Annotated in this window: 17 protein-coding genes and 1 pseudogene; 9 read left to right on the forward strand and 9 right to left on the reverse strand. The window is 74.0% G+C overall.

Features of this window, described 5'->3' with window-relative positions:
- Positions 1-36: 36 nt before the first annotated feature.
- Positions 37-1,323 carry a pyroglutamyl peptidase gene (locus ACZ7H1_RS20200; protein ID WP_470788352.1) on the reverse strand — a complete coding sequence of 429 codons (1,287 nt, stop codon included), beginning with the start codon at positions 1,321-1,323 and terminating at the stop codon, positions 37-39.
- 350 nt (positions 1,324-1,673) lie between these two features.
- Here ACZ7H1_RS20200 and ACZ7H1_RS20205 point away from each other — a divergent pair, with 350 nt between their 5' ends.
- Positions 1,674-1,946 carry a hypothetical protein gene (locus ACZ7H1_RS20205; RefSeq protein ID WP_470788354.1) on the forward strand — a complete coding sequence of 91 codons (273 nt, stop codon included), beginning with the start codon at positions 1,674-1,676 and terminating at the stop codon, positions 1,944-1,946.
- Positions 1,947-2,038: 92 nt separating this feature from the next.
- On the opposite strand, the gene ligA is transcribed toward ACZ7H1_RS20205, so the two are convergent.
- Entirely contained in the window at positions 2,039-4,105 is a 2,067-nt protein-coding gene (gene ligA, locus ACZ7H1_RS20210; RefSeq protein ID WP_470788355.1) for an NAD-dependent DNA ligase LigA, read from the reverse strand.
- Between the two features lie 222 nt (positions 4,106-4,327).
- Here ligA and ACZ7H1_RS20215 point away from each other — a divergent pair, with 222 nt between their 5' ends.
- Positions 4,328-4,783: a hypothetical protein gene (locus ACZ7H1_RS20215; protein ID WP_470788356.1), complete on the forward strand. Its 456-nt coding sequence runs from the start codon at positions 4,328-4,330 to the stop codon at positions 4,781-4,783.
- A gap of 69 nt (positions 4,784-4,852) precedes the next feature.
- Here ACZ7H1_RS20215 and ACZ7H1_RS20220 read toward each other — a convergent pair whose 3' ends face one another.
- On the reverse strand, positions 4,853-5,422 hold the full coding sequence (locus ACZ7H1_RS20220) for a TetR/AcrR family transcriptional regulator (RefSeq protein WP_470788357.1): 570 nt from the start codon (positions 5,420-5,422) through the stop codon (positions 4,853-4,855).
- Positions 5,423-5,551: 129 nt separating this feature from the next.
- Here ACZ7H1_RS20220 and ACZ7H1_RS20225 point away from each other — a divergent pair.
- Positions 5,552-6,343: pseudogene (locus tag ACZ7H1_RS20225) on the forward strand (SDR family NAD(P)-dependent oxidoreductase).
- Positions 6,344-6,404: 61 nt separating this feature from the next.
- Here the strand turns inward: ACZ7H1_RS20225 and ACZ7H1_RS20230 are convergent.
- A complete protein-coding gene (locus ACZ7H1_RS20230; RefSeq protein WP_470788359.1) occupies positions 6,405-6,737 on the reverse strand; it encodes a hypothetical protein in 333 nt (110 codons plus the stop codon).
- A 353-nt stretch (positions 6,738-7,090) separates the two neighbouring features.
- Between ACZ7H1_RS20230 and ACZ7H1_RS20235 the strand changes: the two genes are divergently transcribed.
- The gene (locus ACZ7H1_RS20235) at positions 7,091-9,589 is read left to right on the forward strand and encodes a CehA/McbA family metallohydrolase (protein ID WP_470788361.1); all 2,499 of its coding nucleotides are present in this window, start codon (positions 7,091-7,093) and stop codon (positions 9,587-9,589) included.
- A 111-nt stretch (positions 9,590-9,700) separates the two neighbouring features.
- Positions 9,701-12,184, forward strand: coding sequence for a tetratricopeptide repeat protein (locus ACZ7H1_RS20240; RefSeq protein WP_470788363.1), 2,484 nt, complete (start codon positions 9,701-9,703; stop codon positions 12,182-12,184).
- A 46-nt stretch (positions 12,185-12,230) separates the two neighbouring features.
- Here ACZ7H1_RS20240 and ACZ7H1_RS20245 read toward each other — a convergent pair whose 3' ends face one another.
- Positions 12,231-13,361 (reverse strand): NADH:flavin oxidoreductase, encoded by a 1,131-nt coding sequence (locus ACZ7H1_RS20245; protein WP_470788364.1) that lies wholly within the window; start codon positions 13,359-13,361, stop codon positions 12,231-12,233.
- A 182-nt stretch (positions 13,362-13,543) separates the two neighbouring features.
- Between ACZ7H1_RS20245 and ACZ7H1_RS20250 the strand changes: the two genes are divergently transcribed.
- Positions 13,544-14,053 (forward strand): MarR family winged helix-turn-helix transcriptional regulator, encoded by a 510-nt coding sequence (locus ACZ7H1_RS20250; RefSeq protein WP_470788366.1) that lies wholly within the window; start codon positions 13,544-13,546, stop codon positions 14,051-14,053.
- Between the two features lie 34 nt (positions 14,054-14,087).
- On the opposite strand, the gene ACZ7H1_RS20255 is transcribed toward ACZ7H1_RS20250, so the two are convergent.
- Genes ACZ7H1_RS20255 through ACZ7H1_RS20265 form a run of 3 tightly spaced genes read right to left on the reverse strand, consistent with a single transcriptional unit; the run spans position 14,088 to position 15,704 of the window.
- Positions 14,088-14,615, reverse strand: a complete 528-nt coding sequence (locus tag ACZ7H1_RS20255) for a hypothetical protein (RefSeq protein WP_470788368.1) — start codon at positions 14,613-14,615, stop codon at positions 14,088-14,090.
- Positions 14,612-15,292, reverse strand: coding sequence for an RNA polymerase sigma factor (locus tag ACZ7H1_RS20260; RefSeq protein WP_470788369.1), 681 nt, complete (start codon positions 15,290-15,292; stop codon positions 14,612-14,614). Before ACZ7H1_RS20260 ends, ACZ7H1_RS20255 begins: the two co-directional genes overlap by 4 nt.
- A 22-nt stretch (positions 15,293-15,314) precedes the next feature.
- Positions 15,315-15,704: an LPXTG cell wall anchor domain-containing protein gene (locus tag ACZ7H1_RS20265; RefSeq protein ID WP_470788371.1), complete on the reverse strand. Its 390-nt coding sequence runs from the start codon at positions 15,702-15,704 to the stop codon at positions 15,315-15,317.
- A gap of 260 nt (positions 15,705-15,964) precedes the next feature.
- Here ACZ7H1_RS20265 and ACZ7H1_RS20270 point away from each other — a divergent pair, with 260 nt between their 5' ends.
- Both ACZ7H1_RS20270 and rox read left to right on the forward strand, forming a co-directional pair.
- Entirely contained in the window at positions 15,965-16,855 is an 891-nt protein-coding gene (locus tag ACZ7H1_RS20270) for an arginase family protein (RefSeq protein ID WP_470788373.1), read from the forward strand.
- Positions 16,856-17,009: 154 nt separating this feature from the next.
- Positions 17,010-18,461, forward strand: coding sequence for a rifampin monooxygenase (gene rox, locus ACZ7H1_RS20275; RefSeq protein ID WP_470788463.1), 1,452 nt, complete (start codon positions 17,010-17,012; stop codon positions 18,459-18,461).
- A 39-nt stretch (positions 18,462-18,500) separates the two neighbouring features.
- Here rox and ACZ7H1_RS20280 read toward each other — a convergent pair whose 3' ends face one another.
- Complete coding sequence (locus ACZ7H1_RS20280) at positions 18,501-19,058, reverse strand: pyridoxamine 5'-phosphate oxidase family protein (protein WP_470788374.1); 558 nt, start codon at positions 19,056-19,058, stop codon at positions 18,501-18,503.
- A 169-nt stretch (positions 19,059-19,227) separates the two neighbouring features.
- On the opposite strand from ACZ7H1_RS20280, the gene ACZ7H1_RS20285 reads away from it, so the two are divergent.
- Positions 19,228-19,827 carry a DUF998 domain-containing protein gene (locus ACZ7H1_RS20285; RefSeq protein WP_470788376.1) on the forward strand — a complete coding sequence of 200 codons (600 nt, stop codon included), beginning with the start codon at positions 19,228-19,230 and terminating at the stop codon, positions 19,825-19,827.
- Positions 19,828-19,842 lie beyond the last annotated feature (15 nt).

Genomic DNA, 19,842 nt, shown 5'->3' on the forward strand with positions numbered 1-19,842 from the left:
CCCGGCCGCGCGCGAGGCCGCGAGGGTGGCCGTACGTCACTGCTGCGGCCCGGCATCCCCCGGTTGGACGGAGTGCTGCAGGATCGCCCGGATCTGGTCCGTGATCGCCCTCGTGTTGCGTTCGAACTCCGCCCCGGTCAGGGTCGCGGGGTCGGCCGGAAGGCCGGTGAGGACCGGCGTGTGCAGGTGCCCTCCGGGTATCCGGCGGCCGAGTTCCAGCCGGAGCCGGTTGGACCGGTAGGCGACCTCGTTGGAGAGGTAGCCGCCACCCCCGCCGGCCACGGCCCGCGAACCGGGCGTCGGCCCGTCGGCCCGGTCGACGGGCTCCAGCTCTCCGGCCGGGATCTCGGTGACGGCGGTGTTCAGCCGGACCGGGAAGGGCGTTTGGACGGCGGTCATCGCCTCGGTGGGCAGCGTGGTCCCGATGAACTCCGCACCCCGGCCGAGGCCCGGCGCGGTCACGGGGCTCTGGCGGGTCCCTCCCGACAGCACACCCGCGTTGTCGGGATAGGGGTCGGCGGAGCGGGAACGGCCCGCCCAGGCCTCCAGGGTGAACAGCCCCGGGTAGCCCTGGCTGATGCTGGTGACCGCGTGCGCGGCCCGCGGACCGGGGGTGAGCCGCGGGGCGTACGCGCGCTCCACGATGCCGGCGTCGAAGTCGGCGTACCGCACGGGCAGGACGACGGCGCGGAACTCCGCGACCGTACCGTCCGACAGCGTGAGGCGCCGGCCGTTGAGCTGCAGGGCCGCGGAGCCGGACGGGTTGGCCCGGCGCAGCTCGGCGTCCAGGCCGAAGGGGTCGAACCCGCTGACGAACACCCGCCGGACGCCCGGCGTCCCGCGGAAGTCGTTGTCTGCCAGCCCGCGGGAGGCGTCCTCGAAGCGCGCCCGGAGGGCGGCGCGGTCGACCGTGAAGTCCGGCTGCCACCGGGAGAGCTGGACCGTCATGGCCAGCCGGGCCCAGTACAGCGGACGGTCGTCGCCCACTGCCAGGTCCCCGCCGGGCCGCCGCCCCTGGGCCCGGCTCACGGCCGCCTGCCACAGGCCCACGCCCCAGGCGTCGAGCAGCCGCTCCGCCTCCGCACTGCTGCGCGCGGTGCACAGAGCCGCGGGGAACCGGCGTACGAACTCCCCGAGTCCGGCCCGCTCGGGGAAGGCGGCGGTACGCGGATCCTCCAGCCGGGTCTGCTCCCGGTCCGGGGGCGCGGTCACGCCGGTCGGGCAGGGCGGCGCGGACGCGGCGTGTGCGGGGAGGGGCGTCAGGAGGGCGCCGACGGCGCCGAACAGGGTGGCGGCCAGGGCCGCGCGGCGTAAGAGCGTCACGCCATGTGACATTACACAGCGCGGGATCGGTCCCGTGACAGCGGAACAGGCCCCTTCGCCCGTCCCGTTCCGGCCGCGAGGTCCTCCGCAGGCGGGCACGTGCTCGCCCGCGTCGGCGAACCGGCCCTCAGCAACCCCTCGTGACCGGGCCTCCACCCGCTTCCCGTCCGTGACCGCCGGTGGGTCCGCCCGCCGGCAGGGGACCGGCGAGCGGGACCAGGCGGCGCGTCAGCACGCGGGTGGTGCTGCCGTCGTCCGCCGAGGCAGAGCCCGGTCTTCCGCCTCGATGACGGCCGCGCCGGGCGACTCCGACCGCGACGGCCGCCTGGACCTCCTGGCCCGTGACGCGGGTGACGGACAGCTGTGGCCGTACCGGGGCAGCGGCACGGGCACGTTTTCCGTTCGGGGCGCGGGTCGAGTACGGCTTCGGGTACTCCAAGGCCATCCGCCCGCTGATCGCCAGCGGTGGTGACGCGAACCTCGACGGCAAGGCCGACATGCGGGCGACCGCCGGCGAGGGAGCGCTGCTCGTCTGCGCGGGCACGGCGCAGGGAACCGGCGACGGAGCCAGGACCGAGGTGGCCCCGAACGGCTGGGCCACCGGCATCCAGTCCACGGGCTGACCGGCTGCAAAGAGCACGAGCAGCACGCGCACGAACACGAGCAGCACGTGCACGGGCCGGAGGCGGGGCCCTTCTCCCGGTACCGGGTCGGCTCAGGTCAGGAAGTCGGCGACCAGCTCGGCGAACGCCTCCGGTACGAGGACCTCGACGCCGAGCTCGGCGGCCTTGACCGCCTTCGAGCTCGGCTTGCCGTTCTCGGACGGCGCGGCGACCAGGATGCCGGTCCTGCTGCTGACGCTGCTGCCCGCGCGTCCGCCCGCCTTCTCGATGAGGGCCTTCATCTCGGACCGGCCGAGGCCTTCCAGCGCCCCGGTCATCCTGCCGGTCACCACGACGACCTTGCCCTCCAGCGGTCCTGCGCCGCCCTGCGCCGCCGACGGGTCCTCGGGCTCGGTCATGTTGACGCCCGCGGCGATCAACTTGTCGATGACCGGGGCGAGGGAGGCGACCTGCTCGACGATGACCGGTGCCTTCTCCGGGCCGATCCCCTCCACGTCCTGCATCGCGGTGGCGTCGGCCCGCCGGATCGCGTCCATCGTGCCGAAGTGCCGGGCGATGCGCCGGGACATGCTGCGGCCGGTGCCGAGCACTCCCAGGGCGCAGAACACGCGGCTGAGCGGGCGGGACTTGGCCGCTGTGATCTGCTCGGCGAGCTTGGCGGCCCGCTTGGAGCTGCCGGACGCGAGGGCGAGCCGGTCGGCGGAGAGCGCGAAGAGGTCGGCGACGTCGGTGACGTCGCCGGATTCGACCAGGGCAGCCACGTACGTCTTGCCGAGTCCGTCGATGTCGAGCATCTCGCGCCCGGCGGCGTACTCGATCAGCGCCGGCAGCGCGCACGACGTGCCCTTCGCGCACCGCCAGCGCTCCTGCCGCTTGTCGATCTCCCCGCCGCAGCGGGGGCACGCGTCGGGCAGCGGCACCTGCACCGCTCCGGCCTGCCGGAGCCGGACCACGGCCGCCTGGACGCGCGGAATGATGTCGCCGGCCTTGTACACCGTCACGGTGTCGCCTATGTGGAGGTCGCGGCGCCGGATGTCGGCGGGGTTGTGGAGCGTGGCCCGGGTGACGGTGGAGCCGTCGAGCTCGACCGGGGCGAGGACCGCCGTCGGGGCCAGGACCCCGGTGCGGCCCACGTCCCACACGACGTCCTCCAGCACCGTCTGCCGTTCGACCGCGGGCAGCTTGACCGCGATGGCCCAGTACGGGAAGCGGGACCCGAACCCGGCCTCCTCCTGCTCGGCCGCGTCGTCCAGCTTGACGACCACGCCGTCGATGCCGACGGGCAGCTCCGCGCGCATCGCGGCGATGGCGTCGATCTGCCGCTGCGCCCCGGCGAGGTCGGCGACGACGTGGAGCCCGGCGGGGGAGGCCGCAGTCGTCTGCACCCCGGCCGCGGCCACGGCGGCCAGCGTCTCGGCGTGCGTGGTCCCGGCGGGCAGGAACGCCACGCCGTCCAGTGCGACCGCGCCGTAGGCCCAGAACGTCATCCGGAGCCGGTACGGCCGGTCCTTCGCCCTCAGCGTGCCCGCGGTGCCGTTGCGGGGATTGGCGAAGACCTGTGCGCCGTGTGCCGTCCGGACGGCGTTCGCCGTCTCGAACTGCTCCTGGGTGAAAGCGACTTCGCCGCGCACCTCGACGGTGGCCGGCTCGGCCAGCTGCTCGGGCAGGCCGTCGATCTGGCCGATGACGTGGCTGATGTCCTCGCCGTGGCTTCCGTCGCCGCGGGTGATGATCTGGACGAGGCGGCCGCCGCGGTACCGGGCGGCCACGGCCGCGCCGTCGATCTTCGGCTCGACCGTGAACCCGCCCGCCGGGGCGCGGCCCAGACGGCGCTGCACGGAGGCGCCCCAGGCAACCAGGCCCTCGGCGTCGAAGACGTTGTCCAGGCTCAGCAGGCGGGTGGTGTGCGCGACGTCGCCGGCCGGGGCCGCACCGTCGGCGACCAGGCCGGTGGGGGAGTCGGGGGAGACCTCGGAAGGGTTCGCCTCCTCCCAGGCCAGGACGGCCAGCCGGAGCCGGTCGTACGAGGCGTCGTCCAGACGGCTGTCGCCGTCGCCGTAATACGCCTGCGAAGCCCCGCGCAGCCGCTGGAGCGCAGCCTCGTACTCGGCGCGACCGGACATGCTGAACAACGCCTCATCGGCGGAAAGGATCGTCATGTCAGTGATCCTCTCGTGGACCACTGACAATCGCCGGAGCCGCCGCCCCCGACGACGGCCGGCCGCCCGAATCGACGTCAGATCCCTGTTGCGGGAAGGCCGCCCGGAGGGTGGGGGGAGTTCACGTGCGCGCCACCTCGTGTTCCCATGCCACGTGAAATATCACATGTCATACGCCGCTCGGGGGGAGCCCGGGCGGCGACGACAACAAGGAGATTTCCCATGAGCCGCTTCGCTCTTCTCGCGGCCGGCGTCGCAGGTCTGACCGTCTTAGCGATCGCCCCCGCCGGCGCAGTCACGCCGACCCAGAACGCCACCGAGACCGTCACGTCCTGCGGGAGTACGGGCCTCCAGGCGGGTCTGGCCACCAAGGTGTGCGCCGACGTCACCGGCACCACCGTCGAGATCTACGGCAAGGTTTCCCTCGCCGGCCCGCCCTCCCCGGGCAGCCCGGCGCCCGCGCGGAAGGAGCTGTTCACGACGCTGACCGCGGAAGTCGTCGGCAGCGCCGCGCCCGAGACCCGGACCGGGCCGGTCCTCTTCATCCCCCCGACCACCGAGGTGCGCGGTCTGACCAGCACCGTCCCCTGCGGCTCGACCATCCGCGGCACCCTCGGCGTCGCGGCGTTCCCCTGGACGGCCAGGCCGGTCGTCCACGAGGTCACCATCACCTGCTGACGGTCCGGCACCCGCCGCACGCCGCCCGGCCCCCGGTCTCGATGCCGAGGGCCGGGCGAGTCGTACTCCCTAGGACTCCGAGGGGGCGAGCTGAGTGAGGATCAGCAGTGCGTCGACGAGCTCCTCGGCGGGGGCTCCGGTGGCCAGGCGGCGCAGTTGCTGGCCGAAGACCAGCGCCACTGCGGCGCCGGCCAGCTTCTGCGCGTCCGGCACGCCGAGGTCGGTCAGAATGCGGGCGGCCAGCAGGTCGTAGGCGGCGAAGCATTCGGCCGCGGCGGCACGCAGCCGCTCGTCCCGGCCGGCCTGGACGTACAGTTCGAACGGGGCTATGTGGCGGCTGTCGAAGGCGTTGCCGCCCGCGACCTGCGCCACCACCTCGGCCGCCTGCCGGATGTCGAGGCGTTCGTCGGAGCAGTCGTCGGCAAGGGCCGTGAAGTGCCGGGTCTCCTCGGCCACGAAGTGCAACAGGCTCTCCCGCAGGAGCTCGTGCTGCGTGGCGAAGTGGTACGTGACGGAACCGAGCGAGACCGCGGCCTCCTTGGCGATGCGCCGGTTGGTCACGGCGGCGATCCCGTCCTGCCCGATGATCCGCAGCACGGCGTCGATGATTCTCTGGCGGGTGTCGGAAGCATGGGGCATGGCGGCATTCTGCCCCATTGTCCGAGGCCATTGCCCAGGCCCGGGAGGGGAGTTGGCGGGCGGCGGTGTGGACACGGAGCCGCGGCCCTCCCTACTGTTCGTTCGAACGAACAGTAGACGGGAGTCGTCATGGACATATCCGGATCGAACGTTCTGCTCACCGGGGCCACGGGAGGCATCGGAGCGGCCCTGGCCTCGAGCCTGGCCTCGCACGGGGCCCGCCTCACGGTCACGGGCCGGCGCGAAGAGGCCCTCAAAACCGCCTCGGACGCCTATGGTGCGCGTGCCGTGGTCGCCGACCTCGCCGTCCGGGCCGACGTCGCCCGGCTCGCCGAGACGTGCGCCGACACGGACGTCCTGGTCGCCAACGCGGCCCTGCCGGCCAGCGGTGAACTCCTCGACTACACCGAGGAATAGCTCGACCGCGCCCTCGACGTCAACCTCCGCGCGCCCATCGTGCTCTCCCGCCTGCTCGCCGCCCACATGGTCGCCCGCGGCCGCGGCCACATCGTGCTGGTCGGCTCCATCTCCGGCAAGGCGGCGACCAAGTCCTCGTCCCTGTACAACGCGACGAAGTTTGGGCTGCGCGGATTCGCCCTCGCCCTGCGCCAGGACCTCGGCGGCACCGGGGTGGGGGTGTCCCTGGTCCAGCCCGGCTTCGTCCGCGACGCCGGCATGTTCGCGGAGACCGGTGCCGCCACGCCGAACCGCATCAGGACCGTCACCCCCGGCCAGGTGGCCGAAGGCGTCGTACGGGCAGTCCGCCGCGACCTGTGCGAACTGAACGTGGCACCGCTGGAGCTGCGGCTGCTGAGTGCGGTGGCCGGCCAGTTCCCGCGTTTCGCGGAGCGGGTCCAGGCGCGCGGCGGCTTCGACGGCTCCCTGCGGCAGATCGTCGAAGCCCAGCGGTCCCGCCGCTAGGCCCCGCCAGGCCGGCTGGACCGGCCGTCTCCGGCCGCAGCGGAGCCCGGTCGAGGGCCGGTCAGGGGACGTGCCCGTCCGGGACGCCGAGCAGGTGGAGGGCGCGGTGTTCGGCACCCACCTGTGCTGCCCCGGCGCCGAGCAACCCCATGTCCGCCGCCTGTCTCAGCGCCCCGCTGAGCTCGTCGCAACGGGCGCAGTCCCGAACCCATCCGGGGAGGAGGTCGAGGTGACGGTTGGCCACGTGGCGCGCCAGCCTGGTCAGCGGCCCGGGCGGCCCGGGTGCGTCCCGGTGGGCCTGGGCTCCCGTGGCGGGAGCGGGCTGATGCACGGTCTGGCGCAGCCGGGCGCATTCCGGACAGGCCGCGGTCGCGGCTGCGGGGTCGGCACTCATGCCTGCGACGGTAACGCCCCGAGGGCCCCCGGACCCGTCCCGGCTCGGCACCATGGACCGACCGGCTGACACGAGCGCACCCGCGGCGCCGCGGTCGGCCGTCAGGCCCCTGCGCGAGGCGCCGCCACCGCGTGCGGATGCCTGCTCGCGTCATTGTCCTCCAACGGCCCCTGCCCTACTGTTCGTTCGAACGACTCGGAGGAGAGGGCCTGCCCTGCCGCCGGCCCGGCGATGCGGCGCAGATTCGCCCGCCCGCCCTCCGATCGCACCCCGCACCCTGCACCCTGCACCCCGCACTTCGCGCCTGCACGCCTTCCACGACACGCCACGTCACGTGAACGGAGAGCCCGGCTGTGCTGAGTGACCGACCCCCGAACCCCCTGCCCGACGCGGTTCGCAGCCCGCGCCCCAGCCCGCGCCCCACCCCCGACCGCGACGTCGAGCGCCGGGCCCTGCTCCGGCTGGGTGCCCTGCTCGCCGCAGGCGGAGCCGCCGCGGCCGTTCCCGCACCCCTCGCGCACGCGGCGACGCGGGGCCGGGGGACCGGCGCGGTGACCACCACCTACCAGGGCCGCTCCCCGTACGGCAACGACCAGTGGGCGTACGTCGCCTTCGACGTCCCCGCCGGAGTGCAGCGGATCTCGGTCTCCTCCTCCTACGACAGGGCCGCGGGCATCCTGGACACCGGCATCTTCGGGCCGACGCGCTTCCGCGGCTGGTCGGGCAGCCAGCGCTCCGAGTTCACCCTCTCCGGAGCGGACGCCACCCCGGGGTACGTGCCCGGGCCCATCGAGCCGGGCACCTGGTCCGTCATCCTCGGGCCGATGGTCGGCAGCACCGGCGGCATGGCCTGGCAGATCGACGTCACCCTGCACCACGGAGACCCGCTGCCCCGGCCCCCGTACGACATCCTGCCGACCACGGTCGCAGGGCGGGGACCCGGGTGGTACCGGGGCGACCTGCACCTGCACAGCGTGCACTCCGACGGACAGCGCACGGTGGACCAGATCGTCGAAGCCGCCCGCCACGAGGGGCTGGACTTCATCGCCACGTCCGACCACAACACCAGCTCCACCGGCCTGACGTGGCGCGGGAACATCCCGACCGACCTGCTGGTCATCAACGCCGAGGAGGTCACCACCCGGCACGGCCACTGGCTGGCCGTCGGACTGCCCCAGGGCGAGTGGGTGGACTGGCGCTACGGCCCCCGCGACGCGGGGGCGTTCGACAGCCGCGCCCGGCGGGTCCACAGCCTGGGCGGACTCACGATCGCCGCCCACCCGCTCACGCCCGCCCCCGGCTCCTTCTGGGAGTTCGGCCTCGACCGCGTCGACGCGCTGGAGGTGTGGAACGGACCGTGGACCCTGGACGACGCCGCCAACATCGTCGCCTGGCACGCCATGCTGTGCCTCGGAAAGCGCATCGCGGCCGTGGGCAACAGCGACGCCCACAGCCCCGCCGACATCGTCGGCCGGCCCCACAACGTCGTGCGTGCCACGAGCCTGTCCACCCCCGCCATCCTGGACGCCCTGCGCATGGGCCGGTCCTACGCCGTCGAGTCCCCGGCGGTCACGGTCGACCTCACGGCCCGTGCCGGCGGGGCGGCCGCGGGACCCGGAGACGAGCTGCCCCTGAAGTTCTTCGACGCCGTCGACGTCACCCTCGACGTCACGGGCGCACCGGACAGCATCGCCACGCTGTACACCGAGTGGGGCATCATGGCCGCCACCTGGATCGACGGCAGCGGCAGGGGACGTCTCCACTGGCGCGGCTGGGGCAAGGCCTCCCTGTTCGCCCGTGCCGAGGTACGCCGGCCCAAACCCGCTTCCACCACGCTGGACCAGCTGGTGGCGATCACCAACCCGGTCTGGTTCTACTCCGCGGCGCTGCCCCCGTACTCCGTCGAGCAGCGCGCCCTCTTCCACTCCGAGCGCCGGCCCGACGGGACGTGGAGCAGCATGCGCCCGCTGCCCGGCGCCGCCGGCGCGGACTCCTCCTTCGCAGGGCTCCGGACCGCCGTGGCCGGCATGGCGGACGGCTCCGTCCAGGTCCTGGGCATCGCCCCCGACAACAGCCTGTGGCTGACCGCCGTACGCGGCCCGGCCACGCTCCGGCCCTGGCAGCGGATCGCGGGACCGGACGGCGGCGCGGGCGAATTCGCCGTCCGGGAAGCGGACATCGCCGGATTCCCCGACGGAACCTGCCAGATCGTGGCGACGGCCATGGACGGCACCACCTACCACCAGGTGCGCCGCGCCGACGGCGGCCTGCCCGGGTTCCGGCCCGTGCGCGGCCTGACCGCGACGAGCCGCTGGGGCGCGACGAAGGTGTCGATCGCCGCGATGCCCGACGGATCCGCGCAGCTCCTCGGCTACGCCACTGACGGGGCGATGCACCACTGCATCCGGAGGCGTGACGGATCGTGGACGGGCTGGGGACGCCTGGCCGGCTACAACGGCGCCCCGGCGTTCGCCGGGCCCGCCCTCGCGATCACCGGCATGCCCGACGGCTCGTCCCAGGTCCTCGCGATCGGGCTCGACGGCATGGTCTACCACCAACTGCGCCGCCCCGACGGCTCCTGGACCGGCTTCCGGGCCCCGAGGGGAGTCACCACGGCCACCATGGGCGCCAGCGCGATCGGCATCGCGGGGATGCCCGACGGCTCCGCCCAGATCGTGGCGGTCGGGCTCGACGGGCGGGTCTGGCACGACATCAGGAAGCCGGACGGCTCCTGGACGCCCTTCGCGCAGGTTCCCGGCCCGAACGGCAGGGACCCCTTCCCCGCAGGACAGGTCCGCATCACCGCCTTGCGCGACGGCACCGCGCACCTGTCCGCGATCAGCGCCGGATAGCCGCTGTCACTGCCTCCGCCCGGGGCGGACGTTCGGCGCGCCGTGGTCGCGGTCCACCCGGGATTGCCCGGATCGCCCGTGCGCGCAGGCCGGGGGCGGCACAATCCGCCCATGGGTGGAATGTCACGCTGGCAGCTGCTGGCAGGGGAGCCGCTGGCGTTCGAGGCCGCAGTGGCAGTGCTGCTGGGGATGGTTCATCCGGACCTGGTGTGCGTGGACGGCGCCGGAGGCGACCGGGGAGTCGACGCGTTCGTTCCGTTGCCCGGTGGCGGGCGGCACGTCTTCCAGATGAAGGCGTTCCGCCGCATCGGGCCGCCCCAGCAGCGGCAGGTACGGGACTCGCTGGACCGTGTTGCCGCGCACGTGGGCCCGGTGCGATGGACCCTCGTCGCACCGGTCAACATGACCCACAAGGAGCGCGCCTGGTTCGACGGCCTGCGCGGGGCGTATCCGTTTCCGCTGTCGTTCCACGGCCTGGACTGGCTGCAGCGGACCTCCTTGCAGAACCCGGCCATCGGCGGGCTCTTCCCTGCGTCGGAGTGGTGTCCCGACCCGGCGTTCTGGCCGCTCGTACGCGACGTCGGACCGCTCGATGCGGGAGTCCACCGTGCCGACGGCGACGGAGTCCCCGGCTACGTACCGCGCGACATCGACCCTGACCTGCGTGCCGCGGTCCGCCGGGCCGGTGAGAGCGGCGACGCCGTGCTCGTCGCGGGAGACTCCGCCGCCGGCAAGACGCGAAGCCTCTTCCAGGCTCTGCACGACGAGCTGCCCGGGCATCGTTTCGTACGGCCGGCACACCCCGCCGAGGTGCCCGCGCTGACCGCCGCCATCGCCGCGTACGGAGAGCCGTGCGTGCTGTGGCTCGATGCGCTGGAGCGCTACCTCGGCGACGGCTGCCTCAGCGCCCCCGCCCTGCGGGACGTCAGCACGGCAGGGAGCTGTGTCCTGGGCACGGTGAGCACGTCGGCGTACGAGCTCTGGCAGGACTCGGAAGCGGTCCGCCGGATGGCGGAGTTCGAGCTCGCCCGCCGCTGGACCCCTGCCGAACGCGCCCGGGCCCGTACCTCCTCCGACGCACGCGTGGCGCGTGCGGCGGGCCGGGACCCCGTCATCGGAGTCGCCGAGTACCTCGTCGCCGGCCCCCGGCTCTGGCGCGAGCTGAAGAAGGCCGACCGGGCCGGCGGCAGCCCGCGCGGCGCCGCACTCATCCGGGCCGGCATCGACCTCCGCCGCGCCGGCCTCGAAGGCCCGCTGCCGACCGCCCTGCTGCTCGGCGCTCACGCTCCCTATCTCGCCGAGGGCGGCGGTGCGATGCTGCGACCGGAATCGGCCGCGGACGCCCTGGCCTGGGCCGCACGGCCCCGCTGCGGCATCAGCAGCATGCTGCTGCCGGCAGGCGGCGATGCCTGGGAGGTCCACCCCCATCTCGTCGACGCCGCGAGCGAGGAAGCGGCCCCCGTCCCCTCGGCCACCTGGTTCGGCGCCGTCCTGGGCGTCGACGACCTGGACGGTGCCTTCAAGGTGGCCGCGAACGCGACCCGGCAGGACCCGGCCACGGCGGTCGCGCTGTGGCGGATCCTCACCGATGCGGGGATCCGCCGGGCCGCCAACAACCTCGCAGTCGTCCTGGCCGACCTCGGCCGGTACGAGGAAGCCGAGCGCGTCTACCGTACGGAGGCGGACATGACGGCACCCACCGAGCTCCTGAACCTCGGCAACCTCCTGCACGCGACCGGCCGCCCCGACGAGGCGGCCGAGGCCTACCAGCAGGCCGGCATGCTCGGCCATGCTGCGGCGTGGAACAACCTCGGCCTGCTGCTCAGGGAGCGCGGCGAGCTCGAACACGCCGAAGTATGCCTGCGCAGCGCCGCCTTGGGAGGCGCTGACGACGCCGAGTACAACCTCGGAGTACTGCTCTCCGACCTGGGCCGGCCCGAAGAGGCGATGGCGGCGTACGCGCGTGCCGAGGCGTCCGGAGACCTCGACGGGCTCGTCAACAGGGCCCTGCTGCTCATGGAAGCAGGACGCTGGACGGAGGCCGAGCCGCTGCTCCGGCCACGGGCCGGGGCGGGCGACGCCGAAGCGGTCTTCTGCCTGGCCAACGTCCTGAAGGCCACGGGACGGCCGGAGGAGGCGACGGCCTGGTACCACCGGGCGATCGACGCGGGCGACGCGCGGGCCCTGTACAACCTGGCCAACCTGCACCGGGACGGCGGCCGTCCCGAACGCGCCGAGCCCCTGTACCGGCGCGCGGTCGAGGCGGGCATCACGAGCGCGCTGCTCAACCTGGCACTGCTGCTCAAGAGCCAGGAGCGCTTCGCGGACGCGGAGCCGTTCTTCCGCGAGGCGGCCCTGCACGGGCACCGGCACGCGCGTTTCCACCTCGGGCACGTGCTGAGCCTGGCGGACCGGCCGCAGGAGGCCGCGGCACAGTGGCGAATCGCCGCTGCCGACGGCGACACGTCGGCAGCGGTCGCCCTCGCGACGGTTCTCACGACCCCTGCCGACCTGCCCGAACTCCGCCGGGTGCTCCACCGCGCGGCGGCGGCCGGCGACTCGGACGCGGAACTCGTCCTCGCGGCCCTTGCGTAGGCTGCGCGCCACTTCGCGTGGCGCGCAGCCCGACCCGGACGGGGAGTTACCGGCTCAGCGTCCTCAGCGCCGCCGCGTCGTACGGCTCCAGCTCGTCGAACCGGTTTCCCAGCACCTTCGCCGCCCACTGCGGGTCCTGCAGCAGGGCGCGGCCCACGGCGACCAGGTCGAACTCGTCGCGCTCCAGGCGGTCGAGGAGGTTGTCGATGTCGCCGAGCGCCGCACCCTCGCCCGCGAAGGCGCGGAGGAAGTCGCCGTTGAGGCCGACCGAGCCGACGGTGATGGTGGGCCTGCCGGTGAGCTTCTTGGTCCAGCCGGCGAGGTTCAGGTCCGAGCCCTCGAACTCCGGGAGCCAGTAGCGGCGGGTGGAGGCGTGGAAGGCGTCGACGCCGGCCGCGGCGAGCGGGGCCAGGATCGCCTCCAGCTCCTCCGGGGTCTCGGCGAGCCGGGCGTCGTAGGCCTCCTGCTTCCACTGCGAGTAGCGGAAGATGACCGGGAATTCGGGGGAGACGGCCTCGCGGACCGCAGCCACGATCTCCGCCGCGAAGGTGGTACGGGCCACCGCGTCGCCGCCGTAGGCGTCGGTACGGCGGTTCGTCCGCGCCCACAGGAATTGGTCGAGGAGGTAGCCGTGGGCGCCGTGCAGCTCGACGCCGTCGAAGCCGATGCGCTCGGCCGCGGCTGCGGCCTCGGCGAAGGCGCCGATGACGTCGTCCAGGTCGCGCAGGGTCATCGCCTTGCCCGTGCCCTCGGTGCCGTCTACACGGACCCCGGAGGGGCCGAGCGCGGGGGCGTCGGGGTACGGCGCTTCGCCCTGCTTGCGCACCATGCCGATGTGCCACAGCTGCGGCACGATCGTGCCGCCCGCCTCGTGAACGGCCTCGGCGACCTTCGCCCACCCGGCCAGCTGCTCTTCCCCGTGGAAGCGCGGCACACGGTCGCTCTGCCCGGCCGACTCGTGGCCGACGTACGTCCCCTCGGTGACGATCAGTCCCACGCCCGCGGCGGCGCGACTGGCGTAGTACGACTGCACGTCCTCCCCGGGCACGCCGCCGGGGGAGAACATGCGCGTCATCGGTGCCATCACGATGCGGTTGGGGACGGTCAGGCCGTTCAGCGTGACCGGCCGGGACAGGATCTCGGCCGCGCGGGAGGCGGGGGAGGTGGTGAGGGTCATGCGGGTCCTCCTGGTCAGGCTCGGGCCCGGGGGCAGTGCGGGTCCGGGGCCGAGGGGAACGGCCTGGGGCTGGCCGACACGGGGAAATGCATAGTACACACGATATGTATCATGCATATTGCGGGCGGGGGAGGAGCGGGCCTGCGCCCTGCACGGTTCGCAGGGCCCGGGGACCCGGGATAATGGAGCGCCGGAAACGAGCGGGAGGCGCGGTGCTGGAAAGACTGGAGCGGGAGCTCATGCTGCTCTCGCGGCACCAGGTGTTGGCACGCCGGGAGCGCGACCCCGGGCGTCTGGACCGTTCCGCCTACCTGCTGCTCAGCCGGATCGAGACCCAGGGCCCCATGTCCATCGGACAGCTGGCGGAGGCCTTCGCGCTCGACGCGTCGACCGTGAACCGGCAGACGGCGGCCCTGCTGCGCTGCGGCCTGGCCGAGCGGGTCGCGGACCCGGAAGGCGGGATGGCCCGCAAGCTGCGGATCACCGAGGAGGGCGCGCGCAGGCTCGCCGACGACCGCGAGGTCAACCGCTCGTGCCTGGCCCGGTTGGTCGCCACCTGGTCGCCGGACGAGGTCCGGGCGCTGGAGGACGTACTGGTCCGGCTCAACCGCAGCGCCGAAGCGCTGGAGGGAAGGCACTGGCCGCGCGCGGAGGACGGCGACGCGCCCGTGTGCGCACGGCCCGCGGAATAGCCCCCGCCGCGCTGCTCCGGCCGCGGTCGCGGACTCAGGACCGCGGGGTCGGCTCCACCGACGGCGGTGGTGCGGGCGGCAGGGGCTCCGAGGAGACCCCGTCCCGCGGTGAGGCCGACGGCCGGGACTCCTGGCCCGTGGACGGGCCTGCGGTCGGCCCCGCGGACGGGCCCGCGGAGGCCTCCGGGGGTACGGGTGCGGACTCCGCCGGCGCCGGAGTGGGCGTGGTCCGCCGCCGGGACGGGGCCGGGTCCGGCCCGGGTGCGGTGATCTCCGGCGGGGCGGCCGGCGGTACGGGCCGCGGCGCCGACGGCTCGGGGGCGAGGGCCAGGTAGCCGGCCGCCACGGCGGCGGCGGTGGCCAGTCCCGCCAGCGGCAGGCCCAGTCGGCGCAGCCGCTCCAGGGGCAGCCGCCGCAGGTGCGGGCCGGGCGGGTCCGCGGGACGCAGGTCCCGGACGGTGACGCTCTCGGCGCGTACCGCGAAGGCCTCGCGCAGCCGCCGCTCGACGGGCCGCCGCACTGCTGCACCCCGGTCGTGAACGTGCTCGTGTTCGCGGGTCATACCCGGCCCTCCAGGATCTTCTCCAGCGCGTCCAGGGCGCGGCTCGCGTTCGACTTCACCGCACCCCGGCTGATGCCGAGGGTCGTGGCGATCTCGGCCTCGCTGAGGTCGGCCCAGTACCGCAGGACCAGCACTTGGCGGCGGCGCGGGGTCAGCCGTCCGAGCGCGGCCAGCACCTCGCGGTGGGCCTCGTCCAGGACGACGTAGTCCGCGGCGGAGGGGACGTCCGCCGGGGCCGGCGGGGTCCAGGCGCGGGCCGTGCGGCGGCGGCGCAGCACCGAACGGGACGTGTTCACGACGGCCGTGCGCAGGTAGCCCAGGGCGTTGTCGACCTCGTGGATGTGCTCGCCGTGGCGCCGGTAGAGGGCGGTGAAGGCGTCCTGCACGACGTCCTCGGCAGTGGCCAGGTCGTCGACGAGCAGCACGGCCAGGCGCACCATGCGCAGCCGGTGCGCGTGGTAGAGCGCGCTGACCGTGGGAGGCGGCTCGCCGGGGGGCAGGCCGTCCCCGTCGGCGGCGTACGGCTGCACGGCCGGGGCCGGACCACCCCTGTTCCGCGAGTGGACGAGGCGGTCGCGGCGCAGCAGCCCGGCCAGCAGGCCCCGCACCGCACGGCGGAAGCCGTGCGGTGCGGGCGCGGACAGCGGCGCGGGCTGCGGTACGGCGAGGTGGAGCACAGGGTTCCTCGGGTGGGGCACGTCAGTTGTGCGCGCGGTGCCGCCGTACGGCATACAGGGATCCGGCGCCGGCGGCGATGAGCACGGCGGCTCCGGCGCCGAGGGCGGCGGTGGTCGCGGTCGAGCCAGTATGCGCGAGTTCCGGCGCGGAGCCGTCGGCGGGGGCGGGCGTCGGCGCCTCGGATCCCTCGGCGGCCGGTGCGCCCGGGACCTCCACGCGGGGACCCTCGGACGGAGCCGCGGACGGTGCCTCGGACGGCGCGCTGGAGGGCTGGACCGAGGGGGCTGCCTCGGACGGCCCGGTGGGCTCGACGCTCGTGGCGGGCGCGGGAGCCGGGGTGGCCGACGCGACGGCGGGCGCCGGGACGGCGGAGTCGGCCTGGGCCGGGGCGGCGGCGAGGGCGGCGAGCACTCCGGCGGCGACGGCCGCACCACAAACGTGCCTGAGGTTCTTCACGTGGATCTCCAGGGTCGGGTGAAGGGAGCGGAAATGCGCCCTTCACCCCGCACGACGCGCGACCCGCCCGGAGGTTGCCGCCCGCGCCGGACTTTTTTCCGCACCTGACACCGGCCGGCCTTCGCGTACGGGGGCGTGGGCCTACGGTGGAGGTGTTCGACCGGGTGCCCACCGGAGACCGGAGACCGGCCGGCGGTGAGCGAAGGGCGTGGGACGTGCAGCAAGCAGCGGTCATCGAGGCGCCGTCCACTCTCGGCCTCTGGCCCTCCGGAGTCGAGGACCTGCCGGGGGCGCTGCTCGACGCCGGCCTGTCGGCCCTTCCCGGATTGGTACGGGCCGGCCGGGTCGAAGCCCCGGCGTACGACCCGGGGCGCGACGCAGAGACCGGGGTCCTCAACCCGGTCGGCATCGCCCAGTACTCCGTGCGTCTCGCCGACGCGGTGGGCGGTGTCCTCGACTCCGGTCGCCTTCCCGTGGTCCTGGGCGGTGACTGCAGCATCCTGCTGGGCAACCTCCTCGCCCTGCGCCGCCGCGGACGCCACGGACTGCTGTTCCTCGACGGGCACACCGACTTCTACCAGCCGTCGGCCGAGCCGACCGGTCAGGTGGCGTCGATGGAACTCGCCCTGGCCACGGGCCGGGGCCCACGCCTGCTCACCGACCTCGAAGGCCGCAGGCCCCTGCTCCGGGACGAGGACGTCGTCGCCTTCGGCTTCCGGGACTCCGCCGAGTCCGCCGAGGCCGGGATGCAGCAGCTGCCGCCGCTCCTGCACGCGATGGACCTCGCCGCCGTCCGCGCGGCCGGGGCCGCCGGGGCCGCCCGCCGGGCGGTCCGCCTGCTCACCGACGGCGACACCTCCGGCTACTGGGTCCACCTCGACGCGGACGTCCTGGACGACGAACTCATGCCGGCCGTCGACTACCGGCTCCCGGGCGGTCTGACCTGGCTCGAGCTGGAACAGGTACTGGGCACGGCCCTCGCCGACGAGCGGGCGTGCGGTCTTGACGTCACGATCTTCAACCCCGCCCTGGACCCGGACGGCGGCATCGCGATCCGCCTCGCCGAGTGCCTGCGCCGAGGGCTGTCGGCGCGGCCGCAGACCTGATTGGTCCACGCGGGGAAACGACAAAGGCAAGGAGGTCTTCCCACTCCTTGCCACTCTCAAGGTATGGCGCACCGGGGGTCTTGCGGCAAGACCCCGGTCGTGCCGCAGAATCGCCACTCCAAGCCAGGACCTGCGGAAACTCATGGGAGTTGTGTTGATCGACGTGATCGTTGCCGGCGGCGGACCGACCGGCCTGATGCTGGCCGGCGAGTTGCGGCTGCACGGTGTGCACGTGGTCGTGCTGGAGAAGCTGACCGAGCCGACCTCCCAGTCCCGGGGGCAGGGCCTGCACGCGCGCAGCGTCGAGATGATGGACCAGCGCGGTCTGCTGGACCGGTTCCTCGCGGTCAGTGAGAAGTTCCAGGTCGGCGGTCTTTTCGGCGGCATCCTCAAGCCGTGGCCGGACCGGTTGGACACGGCCCACCCGTACGGCCTCGCCACGCCGCAGCCGGTCACCGAGCGGCTGCTCAACGAGCGTGCCCTCGAACTGGGCACGGAGATCCGGCGCGGCTGCGAAGTGGTCGGGCTGAGCCAGTCCGAAGAAGGGGACGGGGCCGGGCCCGGGGGCGGGGTGACCGTCGAGCTCGCGGACGGCACGCAGCTGCGCTCGCGCTACCTCGTCGGGTGCGACGGTGGCCGCAGTGCGGTGCGCAAGCTGATCGGCGTCGGCTTCCCCGGCGAGCCCGCGAAGGTCGAAACGCTGCTCGGCGACATGGAACTGACCGGGGATCCGGCGACGATCGCCGCCGTCGTCGCGGAAGTCCGCAAGACCCAGCTGCGGTTCGGGGCCACCCCCCTCGGGGAGGGGGCGTACCGCATCGTCGTCCCCGCCGACGGAGTGTCGGAGGACCGTCCGGCCGCGCCGACCCTCGAGGAGTTCAAGCAGCAGCTGCGGGCGTTCGCGGGCACCGACTTCGGCGCCCACTCGCCGCGCTGGCTGTCCCGCTTCGGCGACGCCACCCGGCAGGCCGAGCGCTACCGGGTCGGCCGGGTGCTGCTGGCCGGCGACGCGGCGCACATCCACCCGCCGACCGGCGGGCAGGGGCTCAACCTCGGCATCCAGGACGCGTTCAACCTCGGCTGGAAACTGGCTGCCGAGGTGGGCGGCTGGGCGCCGGAAGGGCTGCTGGACAGCTACCACGCCGAACGGCACCCGGTGGGCGCCCGCGTGCTGGAGAACACCCGCGCGCAGATCACGCTGCTGGGATCCGATCCGGGCGCGACCGCGTTGCGCGAGCTGTTCTCGAAGCTGATGGACTTCGAGGAGGTGAACCGCTACGTGACCGAGATGATCACCGCGGTCGGCGTCCGCTACGACCTCGGCGAGGGCCACGACCTGCTCGGCCGCCGGCTGCGGGACGTGCAGCTGGCGCAGGGGCGCCTGTACGACCTGATGCACGGCGGCCGCGGACTGCTGCTCGACCGGACCGGTCGGCTCTCGGTGGAGGGCTGGGCGGACCGGGTCGACCACGTCGTCGACGTCAGCGCGGAACTCGACGTACCCGCGGTCCTGCTGCGGCCGGACGGCCACGTGGCGTGGGTCGGTGACGACCAGCAGGATCTGCTCGCGCACCTGCCCGAGTGGTTCGGCGCCGGCGCCGGCTGAGCACGGTCGTCGACCCCCGGCACCCGGGAGCCGCACCGGTCAGAACGTCCACCGCGTGTGGCTGTAGACGCCGTCGTCCCGACCGAAGCCGTACGCGCTGGCCGGAGCCACCGCGAAGACCACCGCCTCCCCCTTCCGGAACGAGTCCCCCATCCCGTGGAAGGTGCCCTCGGAGGAGGTGATGTGCGCCCCGTACTGCGTCTCGTACGCCGTGATCACCTCCTCCAGCAGCGCGGGATCGGTGACCTGCTCCGCCTTGCCCTCGAGCACGAGGTCGAGCCCTTCGGTGAGCGAATTGCCCCCGGTGGTCAGCGCGCAGTGCGCGTTGTGAGCGAGGTTCTTCGCCTTCTGCTCCGCCTTGCCGGTGGAGAAGTACAGCACCCCGTCGTACCAGGCGGCGATCACGGGAGTGACGTGCAGCCGGCCGTCGGGCCGCACCGTGGACACCCAGAAGATCTCGGCGGCCGTCAGCAGTCGCCGGGCTTCGGCCCACTCGGTGGCGGTGACGTCCGCAGCACCGGGGCGGGGCCGGAGGGCGGAGCTGTAGCGGGCGTCGAGTTCGGTGGTGGGCTGCTTTGCAGATCCCTGTGCGGGCATGGCGGATCTCCTTCCTCCTCCATGGTGGCCCGCCGCCCGCGCCGGGAGCGTCGCCACGCCCGGCCCCGGCCGTCCGCCCGCCCGATCGATGCGTCGGGGCAGGCCCAAACGGGTTGCTCTGCCCGCGTGCGCGGGCGGAGCCGTGACCGGGCGGCCCTACGGTGGTCCGATGCGACCTGTTCCCAGGTGGGCCATGCTGTCGTCGGGGTGTGCCCCTGTCCTGCTGGTCGGCGGCTGGACGATCGCGGCACAACTGGAAGGGCCCGGCTACGATCCCGCCACTCAGACGATCAGCGTCCTTGCGGCCTACGGAGCTGCGGGCTTCGGGGTGATGACCGGAGCGTTCGTCGCGCTGGGCGCCTGCCACCTGCTCACCGCCTGGGGACTGCGCGCAGCCGCGCTCGCCGGACGCGTGGCGCTGGGCGGCGGCGGGGTTGCGGCGCTGGCGGTGGCGCTGCTCCCGGTGCCGAGCAGCGGCGGGTCCCTGCGCCACGGCGCAGCCGTCGCGGTCGGCTTCGCCCTCCTCGCGGTGTGGCCGGTGCTGGCTGCCGACCGCAGGATGGGCGCCCCGTGGGGACTGCGGCCCGTTCCGTCCGTCGCGGCGACCGCCTTCATGGGCGTCGGTGCGGGCTGGTTCCTGATCGAAATGCACAGTCACGGAGCCGCTGGTGTGGCCGAACGCCTCGTGACCTTCATCCAGTCGATGTGGCCCCTGGTGGTCGTCGCCTCCTGCCTCCGCCATCCCGACAACCACCGACCGTCCACGTGACCGTCCCGGCCGGCC

The organism is Streptomyces sp. NPDC037401 (assembly GCF_055602345.1).